The sequence below is a fragment of the Streptomyces sp. NPDC028635 genome, assembly GCF_040637635.1.
Lineage (GTDB): Bacteria > Actinomycetota > Actinomycetes > Streptomycetales > Streptomycetaceae > Streptomyces.
Window position 1 is genome coordinate 101,355 of sequence record NZ_JBEZWX010000003.1, and the last position, 22,311, is coordinate 123,665.

A 22,311-nucleotide genomic window follows, 5' to 3' on the forward strand; every position below is an offset into this window, starting at 1 on the left:
TGGCGGCCTGTGGGCCACGCGGCGACGCGGGAGGGCTGGCACACTGCTGTGCGGTGTGCCGGCCCTCCCGTCCGCGCGTCACGACGACGAGGGCTGACCGCGGCTGCCACCTGAACCGATGCCGGTATCGCACGGCCCAGGGCGGGTACCGCGGGTTCATCAAGACGTGTGCACAGAACCCGGGAGCTCTCGGCGTGAAGTTCGTTTTGCCGGCCTGGCTGACCAGGGCGGGCGACGGTGAAGCCGTGTCCCCGCTCGGCCCTGAGCGCTGCCCGCGTCCGTCCGGCGCGCCTCAGGAGGCCGGACTGCAGGTGGCGCCCGGGAGGCGGTGGTGAGCGGGGGGCCGGGGCTGCCCGGCGCGCTGGCCCATCTCGAGCCGCTGCTGGACAAGGGCGGTTACGCGGCGCTGGCGCTGCTGGTGGGTCTGGACAACATGCTGATCCCCGTCCCCGGGCAGACGATGCTGATCGTGGCCGCCGTCTACGCGGGGACCGGCCGGATGAACGTCGTCGCCGTCGCGCTGGTCGCATGGGCGGCCGCCACCGCCGCGGCCGAAGCCGCCTACCTGCTGGGACGCCGCCAGGGCAGCGCGCTGATCGACCGATACGGGCCTTATGTGCGTCTCACCGCGGACCGCTACAAGCGCGCGGAGAGTTTCTACCGGCGGCGCGGCGTCGCCATCGTCTGTGCCGCCCGCTTCGTGGACGTGCTGCGCCAGACCAACGGCCTGCTCGCCGGCGCCAACCACCTCCCTCACCCACGGTTCTCCGCCGCCAACGCGGTGGGCGCCGCCGTATGGGCCGGTGCGTGGACGGCGCTCGGCTACGGCGCCGGCACGGACATCGGCCCCCTCTACCACCAGGCGGTGCGCTATCAGCTCCTGCTGCTGCCCGCCCTCGCCCTGCTCCTCGTGCTCTTCATCGCCCGTGCGTGGTGGAAGCGCCGACACCGAGAGCCGGACCGCGCGCCGGCCTCGCGGTGAGATCACAGGGTTCGCAACCGTTTCTCCAGCTGCCGGGGTGAAGCGGAGGAGCGGTTCGGCCGATCTCTCGGGTATGGCTTCCGAGAGCGCCTCCCCCGCCGCATCGCCCTCCCCTCGTCCTGCCGAGTCCGAGCGACACGCCTCATGGCTGGAGTTGTTCTTCGATCTGATCGCCGTGGCGGGCGTGGCCCAGCTGGCGCACCTGCTGCACGGCGCCCCGGGCGCCGCTGACCTGGGCTTCTACTGCCTGCTGTATCTGGCGTTCTGGACGGCGTGGATGTGTTTCACGACGTACGGCAACGTTGCCGCGGACAAGGTGCACACCCGAACCGTCCTGATCGGCATGTTCGGGCTCGCCGTCATGGCCGCCGCCGTTCCCGGTGTCCGTACGGACCACGCACGGGCCTTCGCTCTCGCGTACGTGCTGGTACGGGTCCTGGCGTCGCGGGTCTGGCAGCATCGGGGAGAGATCGTCGCGGACTGGCCGGTCGCGCAGCTGTCGGTGGGGGTCGTCCCGTGGCTCGTGTCCGTGTGGGCCGAAGCGCCGATCCGCTACTGGCTGTGGACGGCCGGACTCGCCGTCGACCTGGGACTGACGTTCGTGCTGTCCCGCAACCGGCTCCTGGCCCGAGCCCAGGAGGAATGGGAGGAGCATGCTGCGAGCCACGAGGGGAAGGCCCGCCCGAGGCCGGCAGCCGTCCGCTTCGACGCCCGGCATCTCGACGAGCGGCTGGGACTGTTCACCCTGATCGTGATCGGCGAAAGCGTCGCCCTGAGCGTGGAGGCCTCCTCGGAAGCCGAGTGGACCTCACGCCTCGGTTCGATGGCGGTCGGCTCCTTCGTCCTCCTGCTCGCACTGTGGGCTCTCGCGGTGCGCCGCTCGTGCGGGGTGCCGCTGCTCGGCTTCGGCGTGCTCGCTCCCCGTTTCGCGTTGCCGCTGCACTGCGTGAGTACGGGTGCGCTCGGTGCGCTCGCCGCCTCCCTCGGCGGGGCCGTGGAGCACGTGGAGGGGCGGCTGCCGTCGGGGATGCGTTGGCTCATGTGCGGCAGCGTCGTCGTCTTCCTGTCCATCGGCTTGGTGGCAGGAGTGGTGTCGGGCCGAGGCGCCCGCTGGGCTCTGGGAGCCGGCGGGCCCATGGTCGTGGTGGCGATCCTCCTGGGCGCCTTCGCGGGCCGTGGGTCCCCGGCCGCCCTGGTGTGGGCACTCGTGGTGGTGGCCCGCTGGCCCTGGTTCTACGAGAAACTGGCCACTCGTCGTAGCGAGCAGCGCACCGCGGCGATGTGACATCGGCTGCCGCCTACCGTCGGTGATCGTCCAAGGGAACGGAACGCAACGCGACGCTGTGGCGCCGCCCGGCGCTCGCCCGCGGCGTGCTCAGTCGATGCAGAACTCGTTGCCCTCGATGTCCAGCATCGGGATGCACGACTCGTTTTCCTCATCGGCATACAGGGTGCGCACATGCGTCGCGCCGAGTGCGACCAGGCGGTCGCACTCGGCTTCGAGCACGGCGAGACGCTCGTCCCCCACCAGGCCGGTGCCGACCCGGACGTCGAGATGCACCCGATTCTTCGCGGTCTTGCCCTCGGGGACGCGCTGGAAGTACAGGCGCGGGCCCACGCCTGAGGGGTCACTGCAGGCGAACCATGCGTCCTGCTCCTCAGGAGGCAGGGTGCGGTTGAAGTCGTCCCAGGTGGTGAATCCCTCCGGCGGCGTCGGTATGACGTACCCCAACACCTCGCACCAGAAGCGAGCGAGGCGCTCGGGTTCTGCGCAGTCGAAGGTGACTTGGAACTTCTTGATCGCTGACATCGGCGCACCATACCGCGCACCAGGGGCGACCTGCCGCTCATTTGTCCAGCCGAACCGCCCCGCCCTCTGCCGGCAGAGCGTGCGCCTGCGGCGCGTCTCAGGTGTCGTGCAGTGCCGTCCTGAGGAAGTCGACGGCGAGCTTGCGGGCCACGTTGGCGGCCCGGGTGTCGCGCAGGCTGTCCAGCAGCATGAAGTCGTGGACCATGCCGCCCACCCGGACCGAGGTGACGTCCACGCCCGCCTCGCGCAGCTTGTTGGCGTACTGTTCGCCCTCGTCGCGCAGGACGTCGGCCTCGTCGGTGATGACCAGGGTGGTGGGCAGGCCTCTCAGCTGGTCGAGGCTCGCCCGCAGCGGGGACGCGTGGTGCTCGGCGCGCTGGGCGGGGTCGGTGGTGTAGGCGTCCCAGAACCACTTCATGCCGTCGCGGGTGAGGTAGTAGCCCTCGGCGAACTGGAGGTAGGACGGGGTGTCGAAGTCGGCGTTGGTGACGGGGTAGAGCAGGCACTGGGCCTTGAGGTCGATACCGCCGCGCTCCTTGGTCATCAGCGCGAACACCGTCGACATGCAACCGCCGACCGAGTCGCCGGTCACGGCGATGCGTGAGGCGTCCAGGCCGTGCTCGGCGCCGTACTGACGGATCCACCGGCCCACGGCGTAGTTCTGCTCGACCTGGGTGGGGTACTTCGCCTCCGGGGCCCGGTCGTAGACGGGGAAGACGCCCGCGGCGCCGGCGCCGACGGCGAGTTCGCGGAAGAGGCGGTCGTGGGTCTTGTCGTCGCCGAAGACCCAGCCGGCACCGTGGATGTAGAGCAGCACGGGCAGCTGCCCCGATGATCCCTCGGGCCGGATGATCCGCGTGCGGACAGTGCCCCACTCGCCCGCGTCCACGTCGACCCATTCCTCGTCGACCTGCGGGCGCGGCACGCCGGGGTCGGACTGCAGGCCGAGCAGGATGTCGCGGCCCTTCTCCGGGGGGACCTCGTAGATCCGGGGGTGTGGGTCGGTGGCCTCGCACAGCTCCTTCGCGGCGGGCTCGAGGTAGGGGGTGATCGGCGGCGGAAGTTCCGTCATGTCGACTCCGTCTCGCGGGGTGTGCGGGCGCCGTTGAGTGTGGCCCCGACCGGCCGAGATCAGCACCGGCCTCCGGGCTGGACATAGCCGGTTTCCATCGTTCGTGTCGCGTTGGGGACGCGCAACTTGGCACGGTGGTTCCTTCTGCGGTGAGCACCCGGAAGGGGCCGCTCTTGGGATGGGCCGAGGCTGAGCCGGTGGCGGCCGGCCGGCCTGGCACCGGCGGGGCGGCTCCGGCTACCGGCTGCCGTTGCCGGTTGCCCCGTTGCCGGTTGTCGTCGGACGTCCACAGCCCGTGCTCTGCGCCTACGTGGTTCGGCGGGCCATCCAGGTCACGGACTGGCGTTCCCGCACAGGGATGCAGCCGGCCTCACTGGTTCCAGCTCTCGTCGTAGGGATCGCGTGGGATCGGTGCCGGTTTCGCCTCGGTGACGCGCAGGTACGGGATCGGACGGTTGTTCACCGGGTCCCGGGTCTGCTGCGGGGTGTAGGTGCCGGTCACGCTCAGCCAGGTGTCCGGTTGCAGAACCGGCGGGGTGTCGCCCGTCAGGGCGAGCTTCACCGGCTGGGCGTCCGCGGCACAGCAGTTCAGTGACATGCGGACCAAGTAGGGCGCGCCCTTCGCGTCCAGGGCGACGAAACCCGTGATCCGTACCTTTCGGTGGCCGAGTGACCGGCCGTGGTCGTACACCGCGCGGCCCGCGTAGTCGGCCAGGCCGATCGGCAGGGGGTCCGACGCCGGGAGCTTCGCGTAGCCGTACGGCTGCTGCAGCGCCGTACCCGCGCGCATCGCGCTGAAGGAGCCGAGCGCCGGCGGCGCCACCAGGATCAGCGCGAGGAGGGGGATCAGGAGCAGCCATGCGACGAGGGGTTCACGGTGGCCATGACGGTCGCTGTCACGTCGGCTCTGTCGGTCGTCGTCACGACGGCTCTGTCGGTCGTCGTCGCGATGGCCATGATGGTCTTCCGTACGGTGGTCGCGTCCTCTGCGGCTCTTGACCTCGTACCACACCGCTGCCGCCGCCGCGGCCATGAACACGGCACCCGCCGCCAGCAGCAACGGCCGCAACCCCGCCTTCACGTACCGCAGGTACAGGTCGGTGCACCCGGAATGCACGAGCACCGCACCGACCAGGAACATGACCACCGCCTGGGCCTGCCGGTTCACCAGAGCACCGCCCCGGTCAGGACCGCTCCCGCGATCGCCAGCATGAAGGTGACCGGGGCGAAGCGGAAGGCGAAACCGCGGCCGAAGGTACCGGCCTGCATCGCGAACAGCTTCAGGTCGATCATCGGGCCGACGACCAGGAACACCAGCTTCGCCGTCAGCGAGAACTGCGTCAGCGAGGCCGCCACGAACGCGTCCGCTTCCGAGCAGATCGACAGCAGCACGGCCAGGACCGCCAACGCCCCCACCGCGGCGAACGGGTTGCCGGCCGCCGTGCGCAACCAGTCGGCCGGGGCCACCGCCTTGAGCGTCGCCGCCGCCATCGCGCCCAGAACCAGGAACCCGCCCGCGTGCATGACGTCGTGCCGGACCGAGTCCCAGAACGCCGCGCCCCTGCTCCGCCCCTCGCCCCCCGCGTGTACCGGCGGTCGCAACCAGTCCGTGCGCCCCAGTCGCTGCCACAGCCAGCCCATGACGCACGCGACGAGCAGGCTCGCCACGAGACGGCCCAGCACCATGTCCGGATGGCCGGGGAACGCCACTGCCGTCGCCGTCAGCACGACCGGGTTGATCGCCGGCGCAGACAGGAGGAACGCGATGGCCGCCGCGGGCGTCACGCCTCGACGCACCAGTGCGCCCGCCACCGGGACCGACGCACACTCGCAGCCCGGCAGCACGGCGCCCGCCACGCCCGCGACGGGCACGGCGAGCCAGTCACGGCTGGGCAGTGCGCGGGCGAAGAACGAGGAAGGGACGAAAACGGCGAGCGCCGCGGAGAGCAGGACGCCCAGCACCAGAAACGGCAGCGCCTGGAGTACCACGGCGACGAACACCGTCATCCAGCTCTGCATCACCGGAGCGGCGAGCGCCCTGCGGATCGGGCCCTGCACCATGACGGTCAGGAGCAGGGCCGTGACCAGGACCAGGGAGGAGTTCCCGTGGCGGCCGCCACCTGCCCTGCGCTCCTCGTCGGCACGCTCACCCGCGGTCTGCGCCGGCCGACCGGGGCCATCGGGCGCCCCTGCTTTCACGCACCGGTCGTCCGCCCCGGTGGTGGGGGCTGGTCTCGTGGTGGCCACGCGTCTGACACCTCCGGCGGGCTGTGGTGCAGAGATACCTCCCCCTCACTACGGCGGCCAGAGCCCAGGTGTTCAGCCCGCGCTCAGATCGTGTGCACCGTGTCCCCGGCACAGCCGCCAAGCCGCCCGAAGCGGTCACTGATTGTGTTCGGTGCGTCACCGGGCGTGCCGTGTCGACGCACGGCACTTGACCACGTGAGCCCAGACGTCCCAGGCCGTCCGCGCTGCGCGCTTGGTGCGGGAGGATGGGGTGGTGATCCGCCACGACCCTGAGATACTGGCTCTGTTCCGCCGCTATTGCGCGCCGGGGCGCCGCTACCTGAAGCTCGGCGGAGCGGTACTTCGTATGTCGCGCGAGGAGTACGAGCCGTTCGTTCATGCCCTGGCCGCCGATGCGAAGGCTGTCTCGGACGCCGAGCTCACCCTCCTCTTCCAAGGCAGTTGGCGCGAGCGGCGGACCGCGGCATGGCTCGCCGCCATCTCGCGCCGTGACCAGTTCCGGGAGTGTCTGGGAGCTCTGCTGCTGGAGAGCGAGGTCTGCTGCGCGGGCGTGGCCTACTGCGTGGCGCTGGCGAGTTTCGGCACGGCACGGGACGCCGACCTGCTCGCCGCTTACCTGGATCGCTATCTGCGCCGGCCCGACCTCGCCTACGACCAGCCGACGGCCATGGGCGCCCTGGCGTACACCGACTCCGTGCTCGACGACGACCGGGCCGGCCGGCTCCTCCACGAGGGCGGGCTGTGGCGGCAGTGGTTCCGGGACGCGCCTCACATGCGCGGCGACGGCGGCATCTCCGCCTACGTGGGCGGCATCCGCCTCGCCTGCGCCCTCGTCGCCGAATGCGCCGACGCCTGAACCCCATGGCTTCGTCCCACGGCTGAGCCGGAGCACGACTTCCGTCGGGGACGAGGGCTACGACACCGTCATGACCGGCAGCCGCACTGCGAGGCGCTCTTTGCCTCGGAGACGGTCAGGGCCGGGTGCGCGGACTTCTCGGCCGGGGTGCAGCAGGCGTTGACTCCGCAACACACGTCGGCCGCCTCCTCCGCCGCCGCCGAGGTGTCGGCCGGTGCCGGCTTGGCCGCTCGGACGATGGCGGAGTGCATGCCGTCCGCGACCGGATGCGTCGGGGTGATCGAGACGTCGGTGAATCCGGCGGTCTCCAGACCCGCGCGGTATTCGGCGAAGGACAACGCGCCGGCGATGCAGCCGACATGGTCGCCGCGCTCGGCGCGCTGCCGGGGCGTGAGGGTGTCGTCGGCGACGACGTCGGAGACGCCGATCCGGCCGCCGGGCTTGAGCACGCGGAAGGTCTCGGCGAAGACGGCGGCTTTGTCGGTGGACAGGTTGATCACGCAGTTGGAGATCACGACGTCGATCGTGTTCGCGGGCAGCGGGATCGCCTCGATGGTGCCCTTGAGGAACTCGACGTTCGTCGCACCCGACCGCTCGGCGTTGGCCAGGGCCAGAGCGAGCATCTCCTCGGTCATGTCCAGCCCGTAGGCCCTGCCGGTCGGTCCGACGCGGCGGGCGGACAGCAGGACGTCGATGCCGCCGCCGGAGCCCAGGTCGAGAACGCTCTCGCCGTCGCGCAGTTCGGCTACGGCGATGGGGTTGCCGCAGCCGAGGGAGGCGGCGAGGGCCTCCGCGGGGAGGGTGTCGCGATCATCGGCGGTGTACAGGGTCGATCCGAAGTTCTCGTCGACCTCGACCGGCTCGGATCCGCAACAGGCCGTGCCGCCCCCGGTGACCTTCATTGCCGCCGCCGCGTACCGCCGGCGGACGTCTTCGCGCAGGTCTGTGGTCTGTTCACTCATGTCTCGCTCCCAGGCGACAGGCCGCGGAGGGGACCCGAACGGCCTGTATCGATGTTCATTGATACAAGACTGCGTCTTGGATCGAAAAACGTCAACATAGAGAGATGTCGAATCCGCGGTGGTCGGCACCGGCGGTCAGGCCGCCGAGCCGAGCTGAAGTGGATCACGGGTACGCCGCGGCCCGCCCCACCCGCCCCCGGCCCCGGCCCCGTAATGACCGGTACACGAGGGCACTTGGGCAGCGATAACGCAATTTCGACACCGGCCGCCGAGACGGCTACCTTCACCTGGTCCTCGGCAATTGCCCACGGCCACAGGGGATTTCCCTCCTCCGCGCCCCGCACCAGGCACCCCGAAACCAGGGAGAGACGCATGCCCCGTCTTGCGCTGTACACCTTCGGCGTACTTAAGTCACCTCTCGCCGATCCCGCGCCTCTCACCCACGAGTTCTACGACTTGGGTGAGGCCGTCTACCGGACGATCAGTCAGCAGCCCGGGTATCTCGCGCGTGCCGAAACGGCAGGCGGTGACCGGGGGATGCTCTTCGGGGCGGACTGGGGTGCATGGGGAGAATTCGCCGTGCCGACCTGGTACGACAAGGGCCGCACAGCGGAAACCACCGCCCTGGCCGCGACCCTCTCGCTCTGGACCGACCTGCGCTCCGCCTTCGACGCCATTTACACCGGTCTGCACCGTGCGGCGCTGAACAGGCGTTACGACTGGTTCGAGCGGGCAGAGCACCCGAACTACGTGACCTGGTGGCTCTCCGGCGACGTAATACCCACCTGGCAGGACGGGGTTTCCAGGCTGGAGCATCTCGACGACCACGGGCCGGCGCCGCACGCCTTCACCTTCCACCACTCGTTCGCCCCGGACGGAACTCCCGTCAGGATCAGAGACATGGGGCCGAAGAACGCGCCCGAGGTCGCTGACAAGGAAGCCTGAATGACTGTTTTCACGGACGTTCGAGTCCCGCGATCCACAAGGTAAACACCGCGCCATTTTTCGCCTGCACCCCTTCTGTGCCTGTTGTGCTCACGCCAAGATCCCCTCTGCGTCCCGGACACCCCCATCCAGGGACGCAGGGAGGAGAGGGCATGCTGCCCCCAAGACATCAGCGACGGTTAGTCGCCTGCACCGTCGTGGCCGCCGCGTTCGGACTGGTGAGCACCCAGTCGTTCGCGGCGTCGAGCGACACCGGACCCCGGCCCTGGCAGGCGCGCCATCAAGCCGCGATCGGCCGGCAGCACATCAAGGCGGTGCACGCCGGTGACGCCCTGTCCGCGTTCACCGCTGAGGGCGACGAGGACGGCGCCGACGAGGCGGAGAACTCCGCCGAGGCCACCGCCCAGTTCACCGAGGCCCGCACCGCGCCCGGCGTGGTCGCGCCCGGCGCCTACGGTGCCGCCTGGCAACAGCTGCAGTCCATGCGGCACACGTCCGGCAGCTGGGACCACGTCACCAAGAAGCCGTACGACTCGGACGACCCCCGCTACCGCGATGTGAACTCCAACTCCAGTGGCGGCGCCGGGCAGGTGACCGGCCGGATCACCGGGATCGCCGCCGACAACCAGGGCTATGTGTACGCGGGTGGCGCCAACGGTGGTGTCTTCCGGTCCACGACCGGCGGCGGACACTGGAAGCCGATCGCCGACAAGCTGCCCTCCCTGTCGACCGGCACGCTCGCCCTGGACGGCGGCAACCGGCTCTGGTACGCCACGGGCGAGTCCAACACCGGTGCCACGTCCTTCGTCGGTACGGGTGTGTACGTCCTGAAGGACCCGCGCCACGGGCAGTTCCAGCCCGGCGACCGGGTGGGCGGCGCGGAACTGGAATCCACGGTCATCCACGCCCTGCGCTTCGCCGGCACCACGGTGTGGGCCGCCACGAGCACCGGCGTCTGGTCCCACTCCACGACCACGCTGTCGGGGCCGTGGAAGCGGGAGTTCGCGCCCAACCCGGAGTATCTGCCGGGTGGTTCCAAGGCCGACGACCCGAGTGCGCCGTACAAGAACATCGCCAACGACATCGCCGTCGACCCCAAGGACCCCGGCAAGGTCCTGCTCGCGGTCGGCTGGCGCGGTGGCGACACCTACAACGGGCTCTACACCCGGCAGGACGGCGGCAGCTGGAAGCCGGTCAGCGGCCTCGGTGACCTGCCCACCGGCAGCGACGACGTGGGCAACATGACGTTCGCCGCGGCGGCCGACGGATCGCGCCTGTACGCCATCGACCAGTCCCCGGCGCAGACGGCCGCCAACCCGGACAGCGGGCTCAAGGGCGTGTATGTGTCCAGGAACGGCTCGCCGTTCGGCCCGTGGACGCTGATCGCGGACTACACCAAGCTGAAGGCGTCCGGCTCAGCCCTCCAGGGCGACGGCTACCAGCCGGGCATCCAGTCCTGGTACAACCAGTTCCTCCAGGTCGACCCGGCCGACGCCGACCACCTCTACCTCGGTCTGGAAGAGGTCTTCGAGACCAGGAACGGCGGCTCCAGCTGGACGACCCCGGGCCCGTACTGGAACTTCCCCTTCCCTTGCTGGAGCATCGACCCGGCCAAGCGGACCGGCGACTGCTCCCCCACCACGCACTCCGACCAGCACGCGGTCGCGATCGGCAGCTACCGGGGCAAGACCTGGGCGTACGTCGGCAACGACGGCGGTATCTACCGCCGCCCGCTGAACGGCGCCGTCGACTCCGGCGGTCACGCCAAGGACTGGCAGTCCCTGAACGACGGCACCCTCGACACCCTCCAGTACTACTCGGTGGGCGTCGGCAAGGACCTCGCGGGCGGTGGTGTCTCGGTGACCGGCGGCCTGCAGGACAACGGCCAGTCGATCCTGCGCGGCCGCGACAAGGTCATGGGCTCCGACTTCGGCGGCGACGGCGGCGACACCATCGCCGACCCCGCCAACGGCTGCAACATCGCCGAGGAATACGTCTACCTCGACATGTGGGTCACCCAGAACTGCGGTGTCAACGACGGCTCCTGGACGACCGACCCGGCCAAGGCCACCGAGTACGAGGTCGCCCCGCCGGACAAGGACGAGGGCGGCGCGGGCGCCCGCTTCATCGCGCCGATCACCGCCGACGCCAAGAACACCGGCACCTGGATCGCCGGCGGCCGGCACGTGTGGGTGAACACCAAGGGCTTCGCCATCCGCTCCGGCAAGGAGTGGACGAACGCCTACGATCTCGGTGACGGCCATGTCGCCACCGCCGTGGCGTCCTCCGGTGGCACGGTCTATGTCGGCTGGTGCGGCCCCTGCAACAACCAGGGCTTCACCCGCGGCATCGCGGTCGGCAACGCCGACGGCAGCGGCTGGCACCAGCTGCACCTGCCGGTCGACGGCACCCTGCCCAACCGCTACGTCTCCGGCTTCGACATCGACCCGGCCGACGCCCAGCACGTGTTCGTGGCGATCAACGGCTTCTCCCGCAAGTGGACCGAGGGCCCCGGCGCGGGCTTCGGCCACGTCTTCGAGTCGCGGAACGGCGGCGCCGACTGGACGGACGTCTCCGCCGACCTGCCCGACGTCCCCGCCAACACCGTGAAACTTCTCCCGGACGGCGGCCTCGCCGTCGGAACCGACCTGGCCACCTTCTACCGCCCGGCAGGGGCCACCCGGTGGGAGGTCCTGGGTCACGCCCTGCCGAGCACGGCCGTGATGCAGCTGCGCCTCGGCCCCGACGGCAAGCTGTACGCGGCCACGCACGGCCGCGGCATCTGGTCCTTCGACGTACGACGCCTCAAGGGCCGCAAGGACTGATCACCACGCCTTCCCGGTCGCAGGCGGCCGGTGTGCCTCTGTCGCGGAGGCGCACCGGCCGCTCGACGTCCCGGGTCCCATGATCCGGGATCGCACCGATGAGTTTGCGGCGGTCGTGCGGTCTACCTGCCGACGAAAGGAGCGCACCATGCGCCAGATCATCGTTTGCACGTTCCTGACCCTGGACGGCGTCATGCAGGCGCCGGGCGGACCGGACGAGGACGTTCAGAGCGGTTTCGAGCACGGCGGCTGGCAGAAGCCGGTGTCCGACGACGAGGTCGGCGCGGCCATCGCCGGTTGGTACGAGCCCTCCGATGCGATGCTGCTGGGCCGCAAGACGTACGAGATCTTCGCGTCGTACTGGCCGACCGCCGATCCCGCCAACCCGTTCACCCACCGGATGAACAGCATGCACAAGTACGTGGCGTCCCGGACCCTGACGTCGCTCGAGTGGGAGAACTCCACGCTGCTGGAGGGCGACGTCGTCGACGCCGTACGCAACCTCAAGGAGTCCGACGGTGGCGACATCAACGTCGTCGGCAGCGGTGACTTCGCCCAGACCCTCATGCGGCACGGCCTCGTCGACGAGTACCGGCTGACCATCCACCCGGTGATCATCGGCACCGGCAAGCGGCTGTTCGCCGACGGAGCGATCCCCACCGCGCTCGAGCCGGTCAGCGTCACCACGACCAAGGGCAGCACCGTCGTCGGCGTCTACCGGCCCAACGGCAAGCCCACCTACGACAGCTACTAGGCGATCTCCTCGGCACCGTGCCGGAGCGGGGCACGGTGGGAGGTTGTCGGACATCTGTCGGCGTGAGCATGCTCTGTCGGTGGTTTGTCGGTGGGCCTTGCGACCGTGGGCGGGTCGGTGTTCTCCACGAACACGCTGTCCCGAGCGCAAGGAGCCTGTCATCGTGTCTGCCGCATCCCAGAGCCGGCCGTGGGACGTTCACCGGCTGCCGTCCGCAGCGGGCCGGACCTTCCTGATCACCGGGGGTAACGCCGGGATCGGCTACTTCGCCGCGGAGCAGCTGGCCGCCACCGGCGCGGTCGTCATACTCGGCAGCCGGGACCGCGCGAGGGCCGACGCCGCCATGGCCTCGATCCGCTCGCGAGTCCCCGGCGCGCGTGTGCGGCACCTTCCCCTGGACCTGGCCGACCTGTCGTCCCTGAAGCGCGCCGTGGACGCACTGGACATCGGCCATCTCGACGCGGTGGTCCACAACGCGGGGGTCGCGCTCGACGACCCGCCGCGCCGCAGGACCGTGGACGGCCACGAGCTGATGTTCGGCACCAACCACCTGGGCCACTTCGCGCTGACCCAGTGGCTGGCCCCCTTGCTGTCCACGGCGCCGGCGGGCCGCGTCGTGACCGTGGGAAGCTTCGCCGCGCGGTCCGAGCGACTGGACCTCGCCGATCTGCAGTCGGCCCAGGACTACCGGCCCAAGCGCACCTACGGCCGTTCGAAGCTGGCGCAGATGTCCTTCGGCTTCGAACTCGATCGCCGGCTGCGTACCGCGGGCAGCAGGGTGCTCAGTGTGGTGGCGCACCCGGGTGGCGCACTCGACTCCCTCACCCCCTCCCGTCCGCCGGTGGCCGTGACCAGCCCCGGCGTGCGGCTGCGCGCCTTGCCCTGCGCGCTCGTGGTGCAGGGCAAGGACGCCGGAGCGTGGCCCATCGTCCGTGCCGTTCTCGACCCCGGGGTGCAAGGAGGGCAGCTGTGGGGGCCGCGGGTCTTCGGCCTGCGGGGCGCACCGCGACATGAGCCCGTTCCGTCCCACATGGCCGACCCGGCCGTCGCCGCTCACCTGTGGGCCGCCAGCACGGAGCTGACCGGTAGCGAACCTCACCTCGGCTTTCGGTAGGCGTCCCCCGCCCGACAGGTGGCGGCGAGCTGCCCGTCATTGCCCGCGCAGGAGGGGGAGCAGACGTTCCCAGTGGCGCTTCAGCCCGCAGGCGCTGAAGGCGTCGGTGTCGGACATGGTGAAGCCGTGGACGGTGCCGGGGTAGATCTCGGAGGTGTAGCCGACACCCGCCGCGTCCAGGGCCTGGTTGAGCTCGCCGAGGGCCTCGGGCGTCATGTCGCCTTCGGCATGGCCGAGGTGGACCCGCGCGGTGAGCCGGGAGAAGAGGCCGACGCCGTCGGCACCCACGGGGGCATGGAACGCGGCGACGGCCGCCACCTGCTCGGGGTGGGCCGCGGCGGTGCGCATCGCGTAGAGGCCGCCTATGCAGTAGCCGGTCACCGCCACCGGTCCGGTGCCCACCTCGGGCCGGGTGGTGAGGAACCTGAGGTAGGCGTCGGCGTCGCTCAGGACGCGTTCGGCGGTGTGCGCCTCGATCAGGGGCATCAGCTGGGCGAAGACCGCGGGCCGGGCCTCTTCTCCGATGTACTCGGGAAGCTCGATCAGCGGTGCGGGGCCGTGCCGGTAGTAGGAGTTGGGGACGAGTACGTAGTAGCCGTGCCCGGCGAGTTCGCGGGCCATCTCCCGCAGTACGGGCCGGATGCCGAAGCCGTCGGCATACATCAGCACCCCTGGGTGCCGCCCGCCGCCTTCGGGGAAGGCGGCGAAGGCGTCGGCCTGGCCGTCCGGGGTGGGGATCCGCAGCGTCTTGGTGGGCATGCATGCTCCTGTCGTGGTTGATGTGGCAGAGCCTGTGATCAACACGACGGAGGCGGAGCCCGCGCAGCGGCGCAAGAGCCTCGATCGAACAGGGGGCCCGAACCGGCCCGCACGGCGCTCAGAAGAGCACCGGGTCACCAATCCGTGTGTGGCGCAAGGCCGTCCCGGTGTTCATGGCCGTGCAGCCTACCGCACCGGACACGAGCCGAGGCAGCAACTCCGGCCCGGGTGCGCAGGGTCGGCGACTGCGGGGACGCCACCGGGGCGATCCGCCGCGGTCTGGTGTACCTGCCCGTGGCTCAGCTGCGGGCCGACGTCCTCGGCGCCCGCAGCTGAGCCACGGGCCCGACGCGGGTCTGCGCGGTGCCGCACTCCTGGCGCTGGTCGCGGCGGGAGTGGAGCCCGGTCTCGAGACGGCGCAGGCCCGCAGCGAACCCAGGCTGCGGCGATTCGCCGCACGGGTTCCGATCGCGGCACGTGAGGACGAGTTCTACCGGCAGTGGCTACGAGCGAGGGGCGGATGATCCTGGTGCACGCCCCCGCTCCCCCGGCCGGTCGGACGAAGGCGTCACCGGGGAATCGGGGCGGCTCCGGTCGCGGCGAGGGACAGGTCCCAGAGCCGGGCGGCCTCGTCGGGGGCGACGGCGTACTCCCGTACGCCACCGTCGTCCATGGGCGTGCCGGGCGCCGTGATGCGGGCGACGTCGCAGTCTTCCAGGTAGAGCCCGCCGCGGCCGTCGAGCAACGCGGACGTGGCGGCCCACAGGCCGGTGGCGGCACCTTGAGAGGGGGTCTTGAAGTCGGCGCCGACGACATGGCCGTGCTCGTCCACCCACCCGCGGTCGATCTGCGCCTGGAGCGTCATCTCCCGCTGGAGACCGGTGATGATCTTGCCGGGATGCAGGGCGAACGCCCGGACGCCGTCGCCTTTGCCGAGAGCGTCGAGGTGCACGGCGAAGAGGGAGTTGGCGGTCTTGGCCTGGCCGTAGGCCAGCCACGTGTCGTAACCGGTCCGGAAGTGCGGATCGTGCCAGCGGATGCCTGTCAGGGTGTGCCCGGCGGAGCTGTTCACGACGACCCGGGCGCCGCCGGCGGAGGCCAGGAGCGGGTAGAGCTCGCACGCGAGGGTGAAATGCCCGAAGTGGTTGGCGGTGAGCTGGCCTTCCCAGCCGGGTCCGACGCGCCGCTCCGGGGTGGCCATGATTCCGGCGACGGCCATCAGGAGGTCGAGCCGGTCGAGACGTTCTCGGATGTGCGCGGCGGCTGAGCGGACGCTGCCGAGATCGGCCAGGTCCATGGGGACGACCTCGCAGCCTCTCACCTCCTTCAGAGCGTCCCGGGCGACATCGGGGCGGCGGGCCGGGACGACGACCCGGGCCCCGGCGGCCGTCAGGGCCCGGGCCGTCTCCAGGCCCAGCCCGGAGTACCCCCCGGTCACCACGGCGTTCGTGCCGGAGAGGTCGCAGCCGGCCATGATGTCCTCGGCAGTGGTGACGGCGGAGAAGGGCGAGCCGAGCGGCTGCTGGTCAGTAACAGTCATGCCGCCGACGCTACGATCTGGAGCGAGGTCTAGATCAACCCCGGGAGTGGGTGGCATGACGACAACCCCGGCCGCTGAGGAGTCGTTGAGCATCGGCGAGGTGGCCGAGCGGACGGGACTGAGCGTGCACGCCCTGCGCTTCTACGAGCGTGAGGGCCTGCTCGTCGGGCCGGTCCGGCGCACGTCGGGCGGCAGGCGCCGTTACACCTCCCTCGACGTCGACTGGCTGCTGATCTGCGTCAAGCTGCGCGCGTCCGGGATGCCGCTCGCCGACCTGAGACACTTCGCCGACCTGGTACGGCAGGGGCCGGGCAACGAGGCGGAACGCCTGCGGCTGCTGGACGCCCACCGGCAGCGCGTCGACGCGCAGATCCAGACGCTCCAGGAGTGCCGCTCCGTCATCGCCTGGAAGGTCGGCGTCTACGCCGAGCACCTCGCCCGGGGCGAAGCCGGCGGGCTGTGGGACCCGACGGCCTGATCCCGGCCGCAGGGGGCGGCGTCCCGCCCGATCGGCGGGCGGCGGGTGTGTGACCCCATTGGGCCTGCTGGAGTGCGGGGCTCGAGTGGTCTTCGCAGCATGGCGTCTGACGACCCCGACCGTGCGGCGACGAGTTCGATCGGTGCCGGTGCGTTGCCACCGGTGCCGGTTCGGAAGGACGACATGCCCATACGCAACCGCGGCACAGCTGCCGCTGCCGCCCTGTTCCTGGCCGGCTGGACGGTGCTGAGCGCGGCCCCGGCCCACGGCACGTCCGGCGCGGCCACCGCCCGGCAGAAGCCCGCGGCGAAGGAGGGCGGCCGCCCGCTCATCAGCCCCGGGCCACTGCAGGGACAGCGGCCCGGTGCGTTTCCGCCCGCACGCGCTCAGTCCGGCACGCACACCGTCGCCTCCGGAGACACGTTGTGGGACGTCGCCCAGCGAACCCTCGGCACCGCACCGCGGTGGGACAGCGTCTACGCCCTCAACCGGCGGACAGTCGAGGACGAGGCCCGCCGGCACGGGTACGCCTCCAGCGACCGGGGTCACTGGATCTTTCCGGGTACCGTGCTCGCCCTGCCCTCCTCCCCGGCGGCACGGGCGCAGCCGTCACCGCGGTTCGAGCCCGCCCCGTGCCCCACCACGTACGGAGAACTGAAGGGGACCCGCTGCGGCTTCCTCGTCGTACCGGAGAACCGGACCCGTCCCTCCACGCGAACGCTTCGCCTGGCCGTCGCACTCGTCCGCTCGGCGTCGCCGAGGCCGCACCCCGATCCGATCGTGTTCCTCACCGGCGGGCCCGGCGCGGACGCCCTGGGGAACATAGCGGAACTCACCGAGGCCGGGCTGAACCGCGACCGTGATCTGGTCGTCCTGTCCCAGCGCGGGACCTTCTCGTCGCAGCGGCCGCTGACGTGTCCTGAGATCGACCGGTTCTACGGAGAACGCGTCGGCCTCCTCTACGACGCGCCCTCCACCGGGGACCGTTACGCCCGGGCCGCGGCCCGCTGCCGTGAGCGCCTGACAGCCCAGGGAGTCGATCCGGCTGCCTACACCACCGGCGAGAACGCCGCCGACGTGGCGGATCTGCGCAAGGCCCTGGGAATCCGGCAGTGGAACGTCCTCTCCCATTCCTACGGGACGCAGCTGGCGCTGACCTACATGCGCATGTTCCCCGACGGGATCCGCTCCGTGACCGTCGACGGCGTCGTACCGCCGTCCGTGGCGACGCCCGGGTGGACGTGGAGCAGCATGAGGGAGGCGTTCGACAACATGGTGAGCGCCTGCGCGGCCCAGAACGCCTGCCGGCAGCGCTACCCGGACATCGGTGCGACCTTCCTGCGCATGGTGCGTCGGCTGGAGGCTCGGCCGGTCACCACGCAGGTGACGGTGCCGCAGGTCGGGAGGGTGAAGGTCGTCCTCGACGGCGGTGCGCTGCTGAACTGGGTGGTTCGTGCCAGTCACGCCCCCGCGACCTTCCCCCTGGCCGTGGACGAGCTGGCCCACGGCCGCCCCGAGCGCATCGCCGAGCAGTGGGCGGCGGCCTGGCTTCCCGGCTCGAACGGGATGTTCGCCCACGGGTTCTCGCTGAGCGTATGGTGCAGCGAATGGGTTCCGTTCGAGACCCCCGGCGAGCAGCTCGCCGAGGGACTGCGGGCCTTTCCCGAGCTCCCCCGCTCGGTCCTGGCCCAGGCGCCGCAGCTGCCGTTCCTGCGGCAGGCGTGCCAGGCCTGGGACGTCCCGAAGGCACCCGACTCGGTGCGCGCGGTCACCCGTAGCAGCATCCCCACCCTCGCCATCTCGGGCAGTTTCGACGCCCAGACCGGGGCGCAGTGGGGACGCTACGTGGCCCGGACGCTCTCCCGGTCCACGGTGGTGACCCTGGCCGGGGTCGCCCACGGGGCGTTCGACCATCCGTGCGGCGCGGAGGTGATCACCTCCTTCTTCGACGACCCCGACCACCCCGACACCCGTTGCGTGAGCTCTGTGAAACCGGCGCCGTTCGTCGTCGACCGTCCTTGACACCGAGGGCGGGGAGCGCATGCCGGCGTACGCGTTGCCGGAACGGCGGTGGGCATGCTCCCGTGTTCCTCCGCTAGGCGCAGGGCTCCTGCTCCATGGCCCGCTCTCGCGGGGCCTGCTGGTCCGGGGCGTCATGTTCCGGGGCCTCGGACGCTGAGGAGCGGGTCACGATCCGGGAGCCCGGCCGGGTGAGCCGCAGGGCGACGGCGACCGTGGCCAGAGCGAGCGCGGTCATGGCGGCGCCGGCCCAGGCCGGGGAGGCGTAGCCGAGGCCGGCGTCGATGACGGAGCCGCCGAGCCAGGGGCCGCCGGTGTTGCCCAGGTTGAAGGCCGCGGTGGTGGTGGCGCCGGCGAGGGTGGGGGCGGCGCCCGCGACGTTGAACATCCGGGCGTTCAGGGCGGGCGCGGTGTAGAACGCGGACACGCCGAGGAGGAACGTCAGCGTGATCGTGGCGGCGGGGTGGGTGGCCAGCAGCGCGAGGGCCACGAGGAAGACGGTGGAGGCGGTGATGCCGGTGAGCAGTACGCCGAAGAGGTGTGCGTCGGCGACCCGGCCGCCGATGTACGTACCGATGAGGGCGCCGATGCCGAACAGGGCGAGGACGGCGGAGACCCAGCCCGCGTCGAGGCCGGAGACATCCGTGAGCAGCGGGGCCAGGTAGGAGAAGGCGCAGAAGACGCCGCCCGCGGCGAGGGCGGTGATCAGCACCGACAGCAGGACCTGCCGGTCGCGGTAGATCACCAGCTCACGCTTGAGACGCGGCCGGTTCTCGGGCAGCGGAATGTGCGGGATGCGGGTGACGACGCCGGCCAGGGCGATGGCCGACGCGGCGGCCACGGCCCAGAACGCGGAGCGCCAGCCGAGGTGCTCGCCGAGGAAGGCCCCGGCGGGAACGCCGAGGACGTTCGCGATGGACAGACCGCCGATCATCACGGCCATGGCGCGGGCGCGCGCCCCGATGGGCACCATGGCGATGGCGACGGCCGCCCCGACCGCCCAGAACCCGGCGCACGCCAGTGCGCTGACCACGCGTGAGGCGAACAGCACGGCGTAGTTCGGCGCGAGCGCGCCGGCCACCTGGCCGAGCCCGAACAGACTGATCAGCGCGACAAGCGTGGTCTTGCGCGGCAGCCGCAGCGTGGCGACGGCGAGGAGCGGGGCGCCGACGACCATGCCGATGGCGAACGCCGAGATGAGCAGTCCGGCGCGCGGGATGGAGACGTGCATGTCCTGCGCGATGGGCGGCAGCAGCCCGGAGAGCATGAACTCGCTCGTGCCGAGCGCGAACACGGACAGGCCGAGGATGTAGACGGCGAGCGGCATGCGCGCGGACGGCGGTGGCGACACGGGAGGCCCGGCCGCGGGCTCGGCGGGGCCGGGCTGCGCGGACTCGGCTGGACCAGGCTTCACGGACTCGGCAGGCTCAGGCTTCACGGACTCGGCGGAGAAAGACGGCATGACATGGGTAACCAGGCCTTTTGTGCCTGTCATTCCTGCGTCGGCGAAACGTCTCGCGATACGGGACGGTTCCTGCGGCGCACCGATGCCCGGTATGGGCCGGGTGCCCCGAAGGCCCGGCTGTGCGCGAGGGGCCGGCTGGGCGCGCCGGGCACGGGTGAAGCGGTACGGGCAGGAGGCGTTCGCGGCGCAGGTCTTATCCAGGAAGCTCAGCCCGAGCAGATCAATGCCCGCCAGTATTTCGCTGGGCGGTCTCGCCGCCGGTCGGTACCGTGCGACACGGGACCGAGGGGGGATCCGGTGCGACCAGTGCTGTTGGTGGATGTCGACGGACCGCTGAACCCGTACGCCGCGAAGCCGCATCGTCGGCCCGCGGGCTATCGGACGCATCGCCTGCTGACTCCTCGCTGGGAGGCTTCCGAGCGGCGCCGGCTGGCTGAGTGGGGGCTGCAGGACAAGCCCGTCAAGCCGCTGCGGGTGTGGCTCGACCCGCGTCACGGCGCCGCGCTGGGCGCGCTTCCCTTCGACCTCGTATGGGCGACGACGTGGGAAGAAGAAGCCAATGCCTTCATCGCGCCGATCCTGGGATTGCCCGAGTTGCCCTTCATTGCCTGGTCCGCGCGCCGACGTGAGGCCGGGGACGACGTGTTCTGGAAGACGCCGGAGATTGTCGCGTGGGCGCAAGGCCGTGCGTTCGCCTGGGTCGACGACGAAATCACCGAGGCGGACCGGGTCTGGGTGAAGGACCACCACGACGGTCCTTCTCTGCTGCATCGGGTCGATCCACGACGCGGCCTGACGATGGACGACTTCGCAGTGCTGACGGCATGGGCCGCCAGGCTTGGCTGAGTTCGCGACTGGTTGACGGTCGGCAGCGGACCGGGCCGACCTGCGTGACCGTTACGCGGAAGCCCTTGGCGAAGCCGGGGGCGCTCTATCGGCGGACCGCCGAGATCAGTCCGCCGGGTCGCTCGTCGTGCTTCGGTGGGGTGCTGATCGGGCGGCCGTAGGCGGCAGCGCGTTCGCGCAGGGTGTGGCATTCGGCCTCCCAGCCGTGACCGGCCAGCCAGCCCACCGGGTCGTCGGGCATCTCCGAGACCCACATGGACGCCGCCGATCCCGGCACGGCGTCCGCGCCGAAGCGCTCGATCACGCCGCGCGAGCCCAGCGTCAGCCCCATCCGACTGCCTGGCGCCGACCGCGCGCCGATCCGGGCCAGCAGCAGCTCCACCGCATCCTCCGGCAGATAGATCAGCAGTCCTTCGGCGATCCACACGGTCGGCACCGCCGGGTCGTGCCCTGCGGCGGCCAGCGCGCCCGGCCAGTCCTCACGCAGATCCACCGCGACGGTGATCCGCTCACAGCGTGCGACGGCCCCCTCCTGGCGCAGCACCGATGCCTTGAAGTCCAGTGGCGCGGCGGTGTCGACCTCGAACAGCCGGGTGCCCTCGGGCCAGTCCATCCGGAAGGCCCGGCTGTCCATGCCGGCGCCGAGCAGCACGACCTGCCGGACCCCGGACGAGCAGGCCTCCCGCACCAGGTCGTCGAGGAACTTCGTCCTGATGACGATGGAGAACGACACGGCCAGCCGGCGACGTCGTGCGGCCTCGTCATCGGGCAGCGGTGGCGAGGAGGGCCACAGGCCACCGGCGGTGGCGAAGGCCTGGGCCAGCGGGTCGCGGAACAACGCGTCCTCCCGCTCGGTCTCCAGCGCCCGCACCCGCGCCACTCCCACCGCCGTGGCCCACACTCCCGACGGCTGCACCCGCTCCTGCTCATCAGTCACCGCGCCAGCCTAAGGGTTGCCCAGCAAACGAGCCTGGACTCGTTCTGGAACACGAGGCGACAGAGCGATCGAGGTGGGCTTGCAGTGGCCGCCTGGTCTCGCCTGCTCCGGGCTGATCAGCTGGATGTCACCTGGCTCGGTGGCGCCCATCGGCTTCGATAGCCTGCGCTAGTGGCTGACGCTTCGCTGAGATTCCTGATCGACGCCGATCACGGGCAGTTCTACGTCCAAGACCTTGATCCCTATGACGCGTGGAGCGCCGAGCACGCGATGGACCCAGACCTGCCGCCAGCAGGCTGGACGGATGAAGCGGTCTACGTCCACCGCATCGGCGTTGAACCGCACTCGATCTCTGTCGGCACGGCTCGGGACGACATGGTCGAATCGCTCATCACCGTTCACGCTTCCGAGCCGCCGACTGACCCGGCGGCCGAGCACATCGTTGAGACCGACCTTGACGTGCCAACCGGTCAGCTCACCGTGTCCAGCCCCGGGACCGATCCTGCCGACGGGCCGAGCCTGACTGTTCCGGCTGGATTGCTACGTGCTCGGGTCTCCTACGTCCCGGCCGGACCACCACCGGTCGGCACTGGCGGAGGTCCCGGCGACCACTTCCTGTATCAGGTGGACCTCTGGCCCTCCGACCGGACGTACGGACTGGTCATAGTCAAGCAAGGGCCGGAAATCTGGGCAGGGTAGG

20 protein-coding genes are annotated in these 22,311 nt (G+C 70.9%); 11 read left to right on the forward strand and 9 right to left on the reverse strand.

The window, feature by feature from the left end:
- The first annotated feature begins 331 nt into the window (after positions 1–331).
- Positions 332–982 (forward strand): DedA family protein, encoded by a 651-nt coding sequence (locus AB0E88_RS04580; RefSeq protein WP_361623669.1) that lies wholly within the window; start codon positions 332–334, stop codon positions 980–982.
- 73 nt (positions 983–1,055) lie between these two features.
- The gene (locus tag AB0E88_RS04585) at positions 1,056–2,267 is read left to right on the forward strand and encodes a low temperature requirement protein A (RefSeq protein ID WP_361623672.1); all 1,212 of its coding nucleotides are present in this window, start codon (positions 1,056–1,058) and stop codon (positions 2,265–2,267) included.
- Positions 2,268–2,357: 90 nt separating this feature from the next.
- Here the strand turns inward: AB0E88_RS04585 and AB0E88_RS04590 are convergent, their stop codons facing one another.
- The 4 genes from AB0E88_RS04590 to AB0E88_RS04605 all read right to left on the reverse strand — a co-directional run bounded on the left by AB0E88_RS04590 (position 2,358) and on the right by AB0E88_RS04605 (position 6,111).
- The gene (locus AB0E88_RS04590; protein ID WP_361623675.1) at positions 2,358–2,792 is read right to left on the reverse strand and encodes a VOC family protein; all 435 of its coding nucleotides are present in this window, start codon (positions 2,790–2,792) and stop codon (positions 2,358–2,360) included.
- Positions 2,793–2,889: 97 nt separating this feature from the next.
- Positions 2,890–3,864 carry an alpha/beta hydrolase gene (locus tag AB0E88_RS04595; protein WP_361623678.1) on the reverse strand — a complete coding sequence of 325 codons (975 nt, stop codon included), beginning with the start codon at positions 3,862–3,864 and terminating at the stop codon, positions 2,890–2,892.
- 370 nt (positions 3,865–4,234) lie between these two features.
- Positions 4,235–5,032, reverse strand: coding sequence for a TIGR03943 family protein (locus AB0E88_RS04600; protein ID WP_361623681.1), 798 nt, complete (start codon positions 5,030–5,032; stop codon positions 4,235–4,237).
- Entirely contained in the window at positions 5,029–6,111 is a 1,083-nt protein-coding gene (locus AB0E88_RS04605) for a permease (protein ID WP_361623684.1), read from the reverse strand. Before AB0E88_RS04605 ends, AB0E88_RS04600 begins: the two co-directional genes overlap by 4 nt.
- 253 nt (positions 6,112–6,364) lie before the next feature.
- Here AB0E88_RS04605 and AB0E88_RS04610 point away from each other — a divergent pair, with 253 nt between their 5' ends.
- On the forward strand, positions 6,365–6,967 hold the full coding sequence (locus AB0E88_RS04610) for a DUF6000 family protein (RefSeq protein ID WP_361623687.1): 603 nt from the start codon (positions 6,365–6,367) through the stop codon (positions 6,965–6,967).
- A 68-nt stretch (positions 6,968–7,035) separates the two neighbouring features.
- Here AB0E88_RS04610 and arsM read toward each other — a convergent pair whose 3' ends face one another.
- Positions 7,036–7,929 carry an arsenite methyltransferase gene (gene arsM / locus AB0E88_RS04615; RefSeq protein WP_361623690.1) on the reverse strand — a complete coding sequence of 298 codons (894 nt, stop codon included), beginning with the start codon at positions 7,927–7,929 and terminating at the stop codon, positions 7,036–7,038.
- Positions 7,930–8,301: 372 nt separating this feature from the next.
- Here arsM and AB0E88_RS04620 point away from each other — a divergent pair, with 372 nt between their 5' ends.
- From AB0E88_RS04620 to AB0E88_RS04635, 4 genes are all read left to right on the forward strand, one after another.
- On the forward strand, positions 8,302–8,874 hold the full coding sequence (locus AB0E88_RS04620; protein WP_361623693.1) for a DUF3291 domain-containing protein: 573 nt from the start codon (positions 8,302–8,304) through the stop codon (positions 8,872–8,874).
- A 152-nt stretch (positions 8,875–9,026) separates the two neighbouring features.
- Positions 9,027–11,699: a glycosyl hydrolase gene (locus tag AB0E88_RS04625; RefSeq protein WP_361623696.1), complete on the forward strand. Its 2,673-nt coding sequence runs from the start codon at positions 9,027–9,029 to the stop codon at positions 11,697–11,699.
- Between the two features lie 148 nt (positions 11,700–11,847).
- Complete coding sequence (locus AB0E88_RS04630; RefSeq protein ID WP_361623699.1) at positions 11,848–12,453, forward strand: dihydrofolate reductase family protein; 606 nt, start codon at positions 11,848–11,850, stop codon at positions 12,451–12,453.
- Between the two features lie 163 nt (positions 12,454–12,616).
- Complete coding sequence (locus AB0E88_RS04635) at positions 12,617–13,567, forward strand: SDR family NAD(P)-dependent oxidoreductase (protein WP_361623702.1); 951 nt, start codon at positions 12,617–12,619, stop codon at positions 13,565–13,567.
- A gap of 36 nt (positions 13,568–13,603) precedes the next feature.
- On the opposite strand, the gene AB0E88_RS04640 is transcribed toward AB0E88_RS04635, so the two are convergent.
- Positions 13,604–14,326, reverse strand: coding sequence for a dienelactone hydrolase family protein (locus AB0E88_RS04640; RefSeq protein WP_361623705.1), 723 nt, complete (start codon positions 14,324–14,326; stop codon positions 13,604–13,606).
- A 568-nt stretch (positions 14,327–14,894) separates the two neighbouring features.
- Positions 14,895–15,866 carry an SDR family NAD(P)-dependent oxidoreductase gene (locus tag AB0E88_RS04645; protein ID WP_361623708.1) on the reverse strand — a complete coding sequence of 324 codons (972 nt, stop codon included), beginning with the start codon at positions 15,864–15,866 and terminating at the stop codon, positions 14,895–14,897.
- 55 nt (positions 15,867–15,921) lie between these two features.
- On the opposite strand from AB0E88_RS04645, the gene AB0E88_RS04650 reads away from it, so the two are divergent.
- Entirely contained in the window at positions 15,922–16,344 is a 423-nt protein-coding gene (locus tag AB0E88_RS04650) for a MerR family transcriptional regulator (protein WP_361623711.1), read from the forward strand.
- 183 nt (positions 16,345–16,527) lie between these two features.
- Positions 16,528–18,366, forward strand: a complete 1,839-nt coding sequence (locus AB0E88_RS04655; protein WP_361623714.1) for an alpha/beta fold hydrolase — start codon at positions 16,528–16,530, stop codon at positions 18,364–18,366.
- Between the two features lie 73 nt (positions 18,367–18,439).
- On the opposite strand, the gene AB0E88_RS04660 is transcribed toward AB0E88_RS04655, so the two are convergent.
- The gene (locus AB0E88_RS04660; protein ID WP_361624352.1) at positions 18,440–19,690 is read right to left on the reverse strand and encodes a Cmx/CmrA family chloramphenicol efflux MFS transporter; all 1,251 of its coding nucleotides are present in this window, start codon (positions 19,688–19,690) and stop codon (positions 18,440–18,442) included.
- Between the two features lie 444 nt (positions 19,691–20,134).
- Here AB0E88_RS04660 and AB0E88_RS04665 point away from each other — a divergent pair, with 444 nt between their 5' ends.
- Positions 20,135–20,674: an HAD domain-containing protein gene (locus AB0E88_RS04665; protein ID WP_361624355.1), complete on the forward strand. Its 540-nt coding sequence runs from the start codon at positions 20,135–20,137 to the stop codon at positions 20,672–20,674.
- Positions 20,675–20,759: 85 nt separating this feature from the next.
- Here the strand turns inward: AB0E88_RS04665 and AB0E88_RS04670 are convergent, their stop codons facing one another.
- Entirely contained in the window at positions 20,760–21,575 is an 816-nt protein-coding gene (locus AB0E88_RS04670) for a class I SAM-dependent methyltransferase (RefSeq protein WP_361624358.1), read from the reverse strand.
- A 207-nt stretch (positions 21,576–21,782) separates the two neighbouring features.
- On the opposite strand from AB0E88_RS04670, the gene AB0E88_RS04675 reads away from it, so the two are divergent.
- Positions 21,783–22,310, forward strand: coding sequence for a hypothetical protein (locus AB0E88_RS04675; RefSeq protein ID WP_361623717.1), 528 nt, complete (start codon positions 21,783–21,785; stop codon positions 22,308–22,310).
- The last annotated feature ends 1 nt before the right edge of the window (position 22,311 follow it).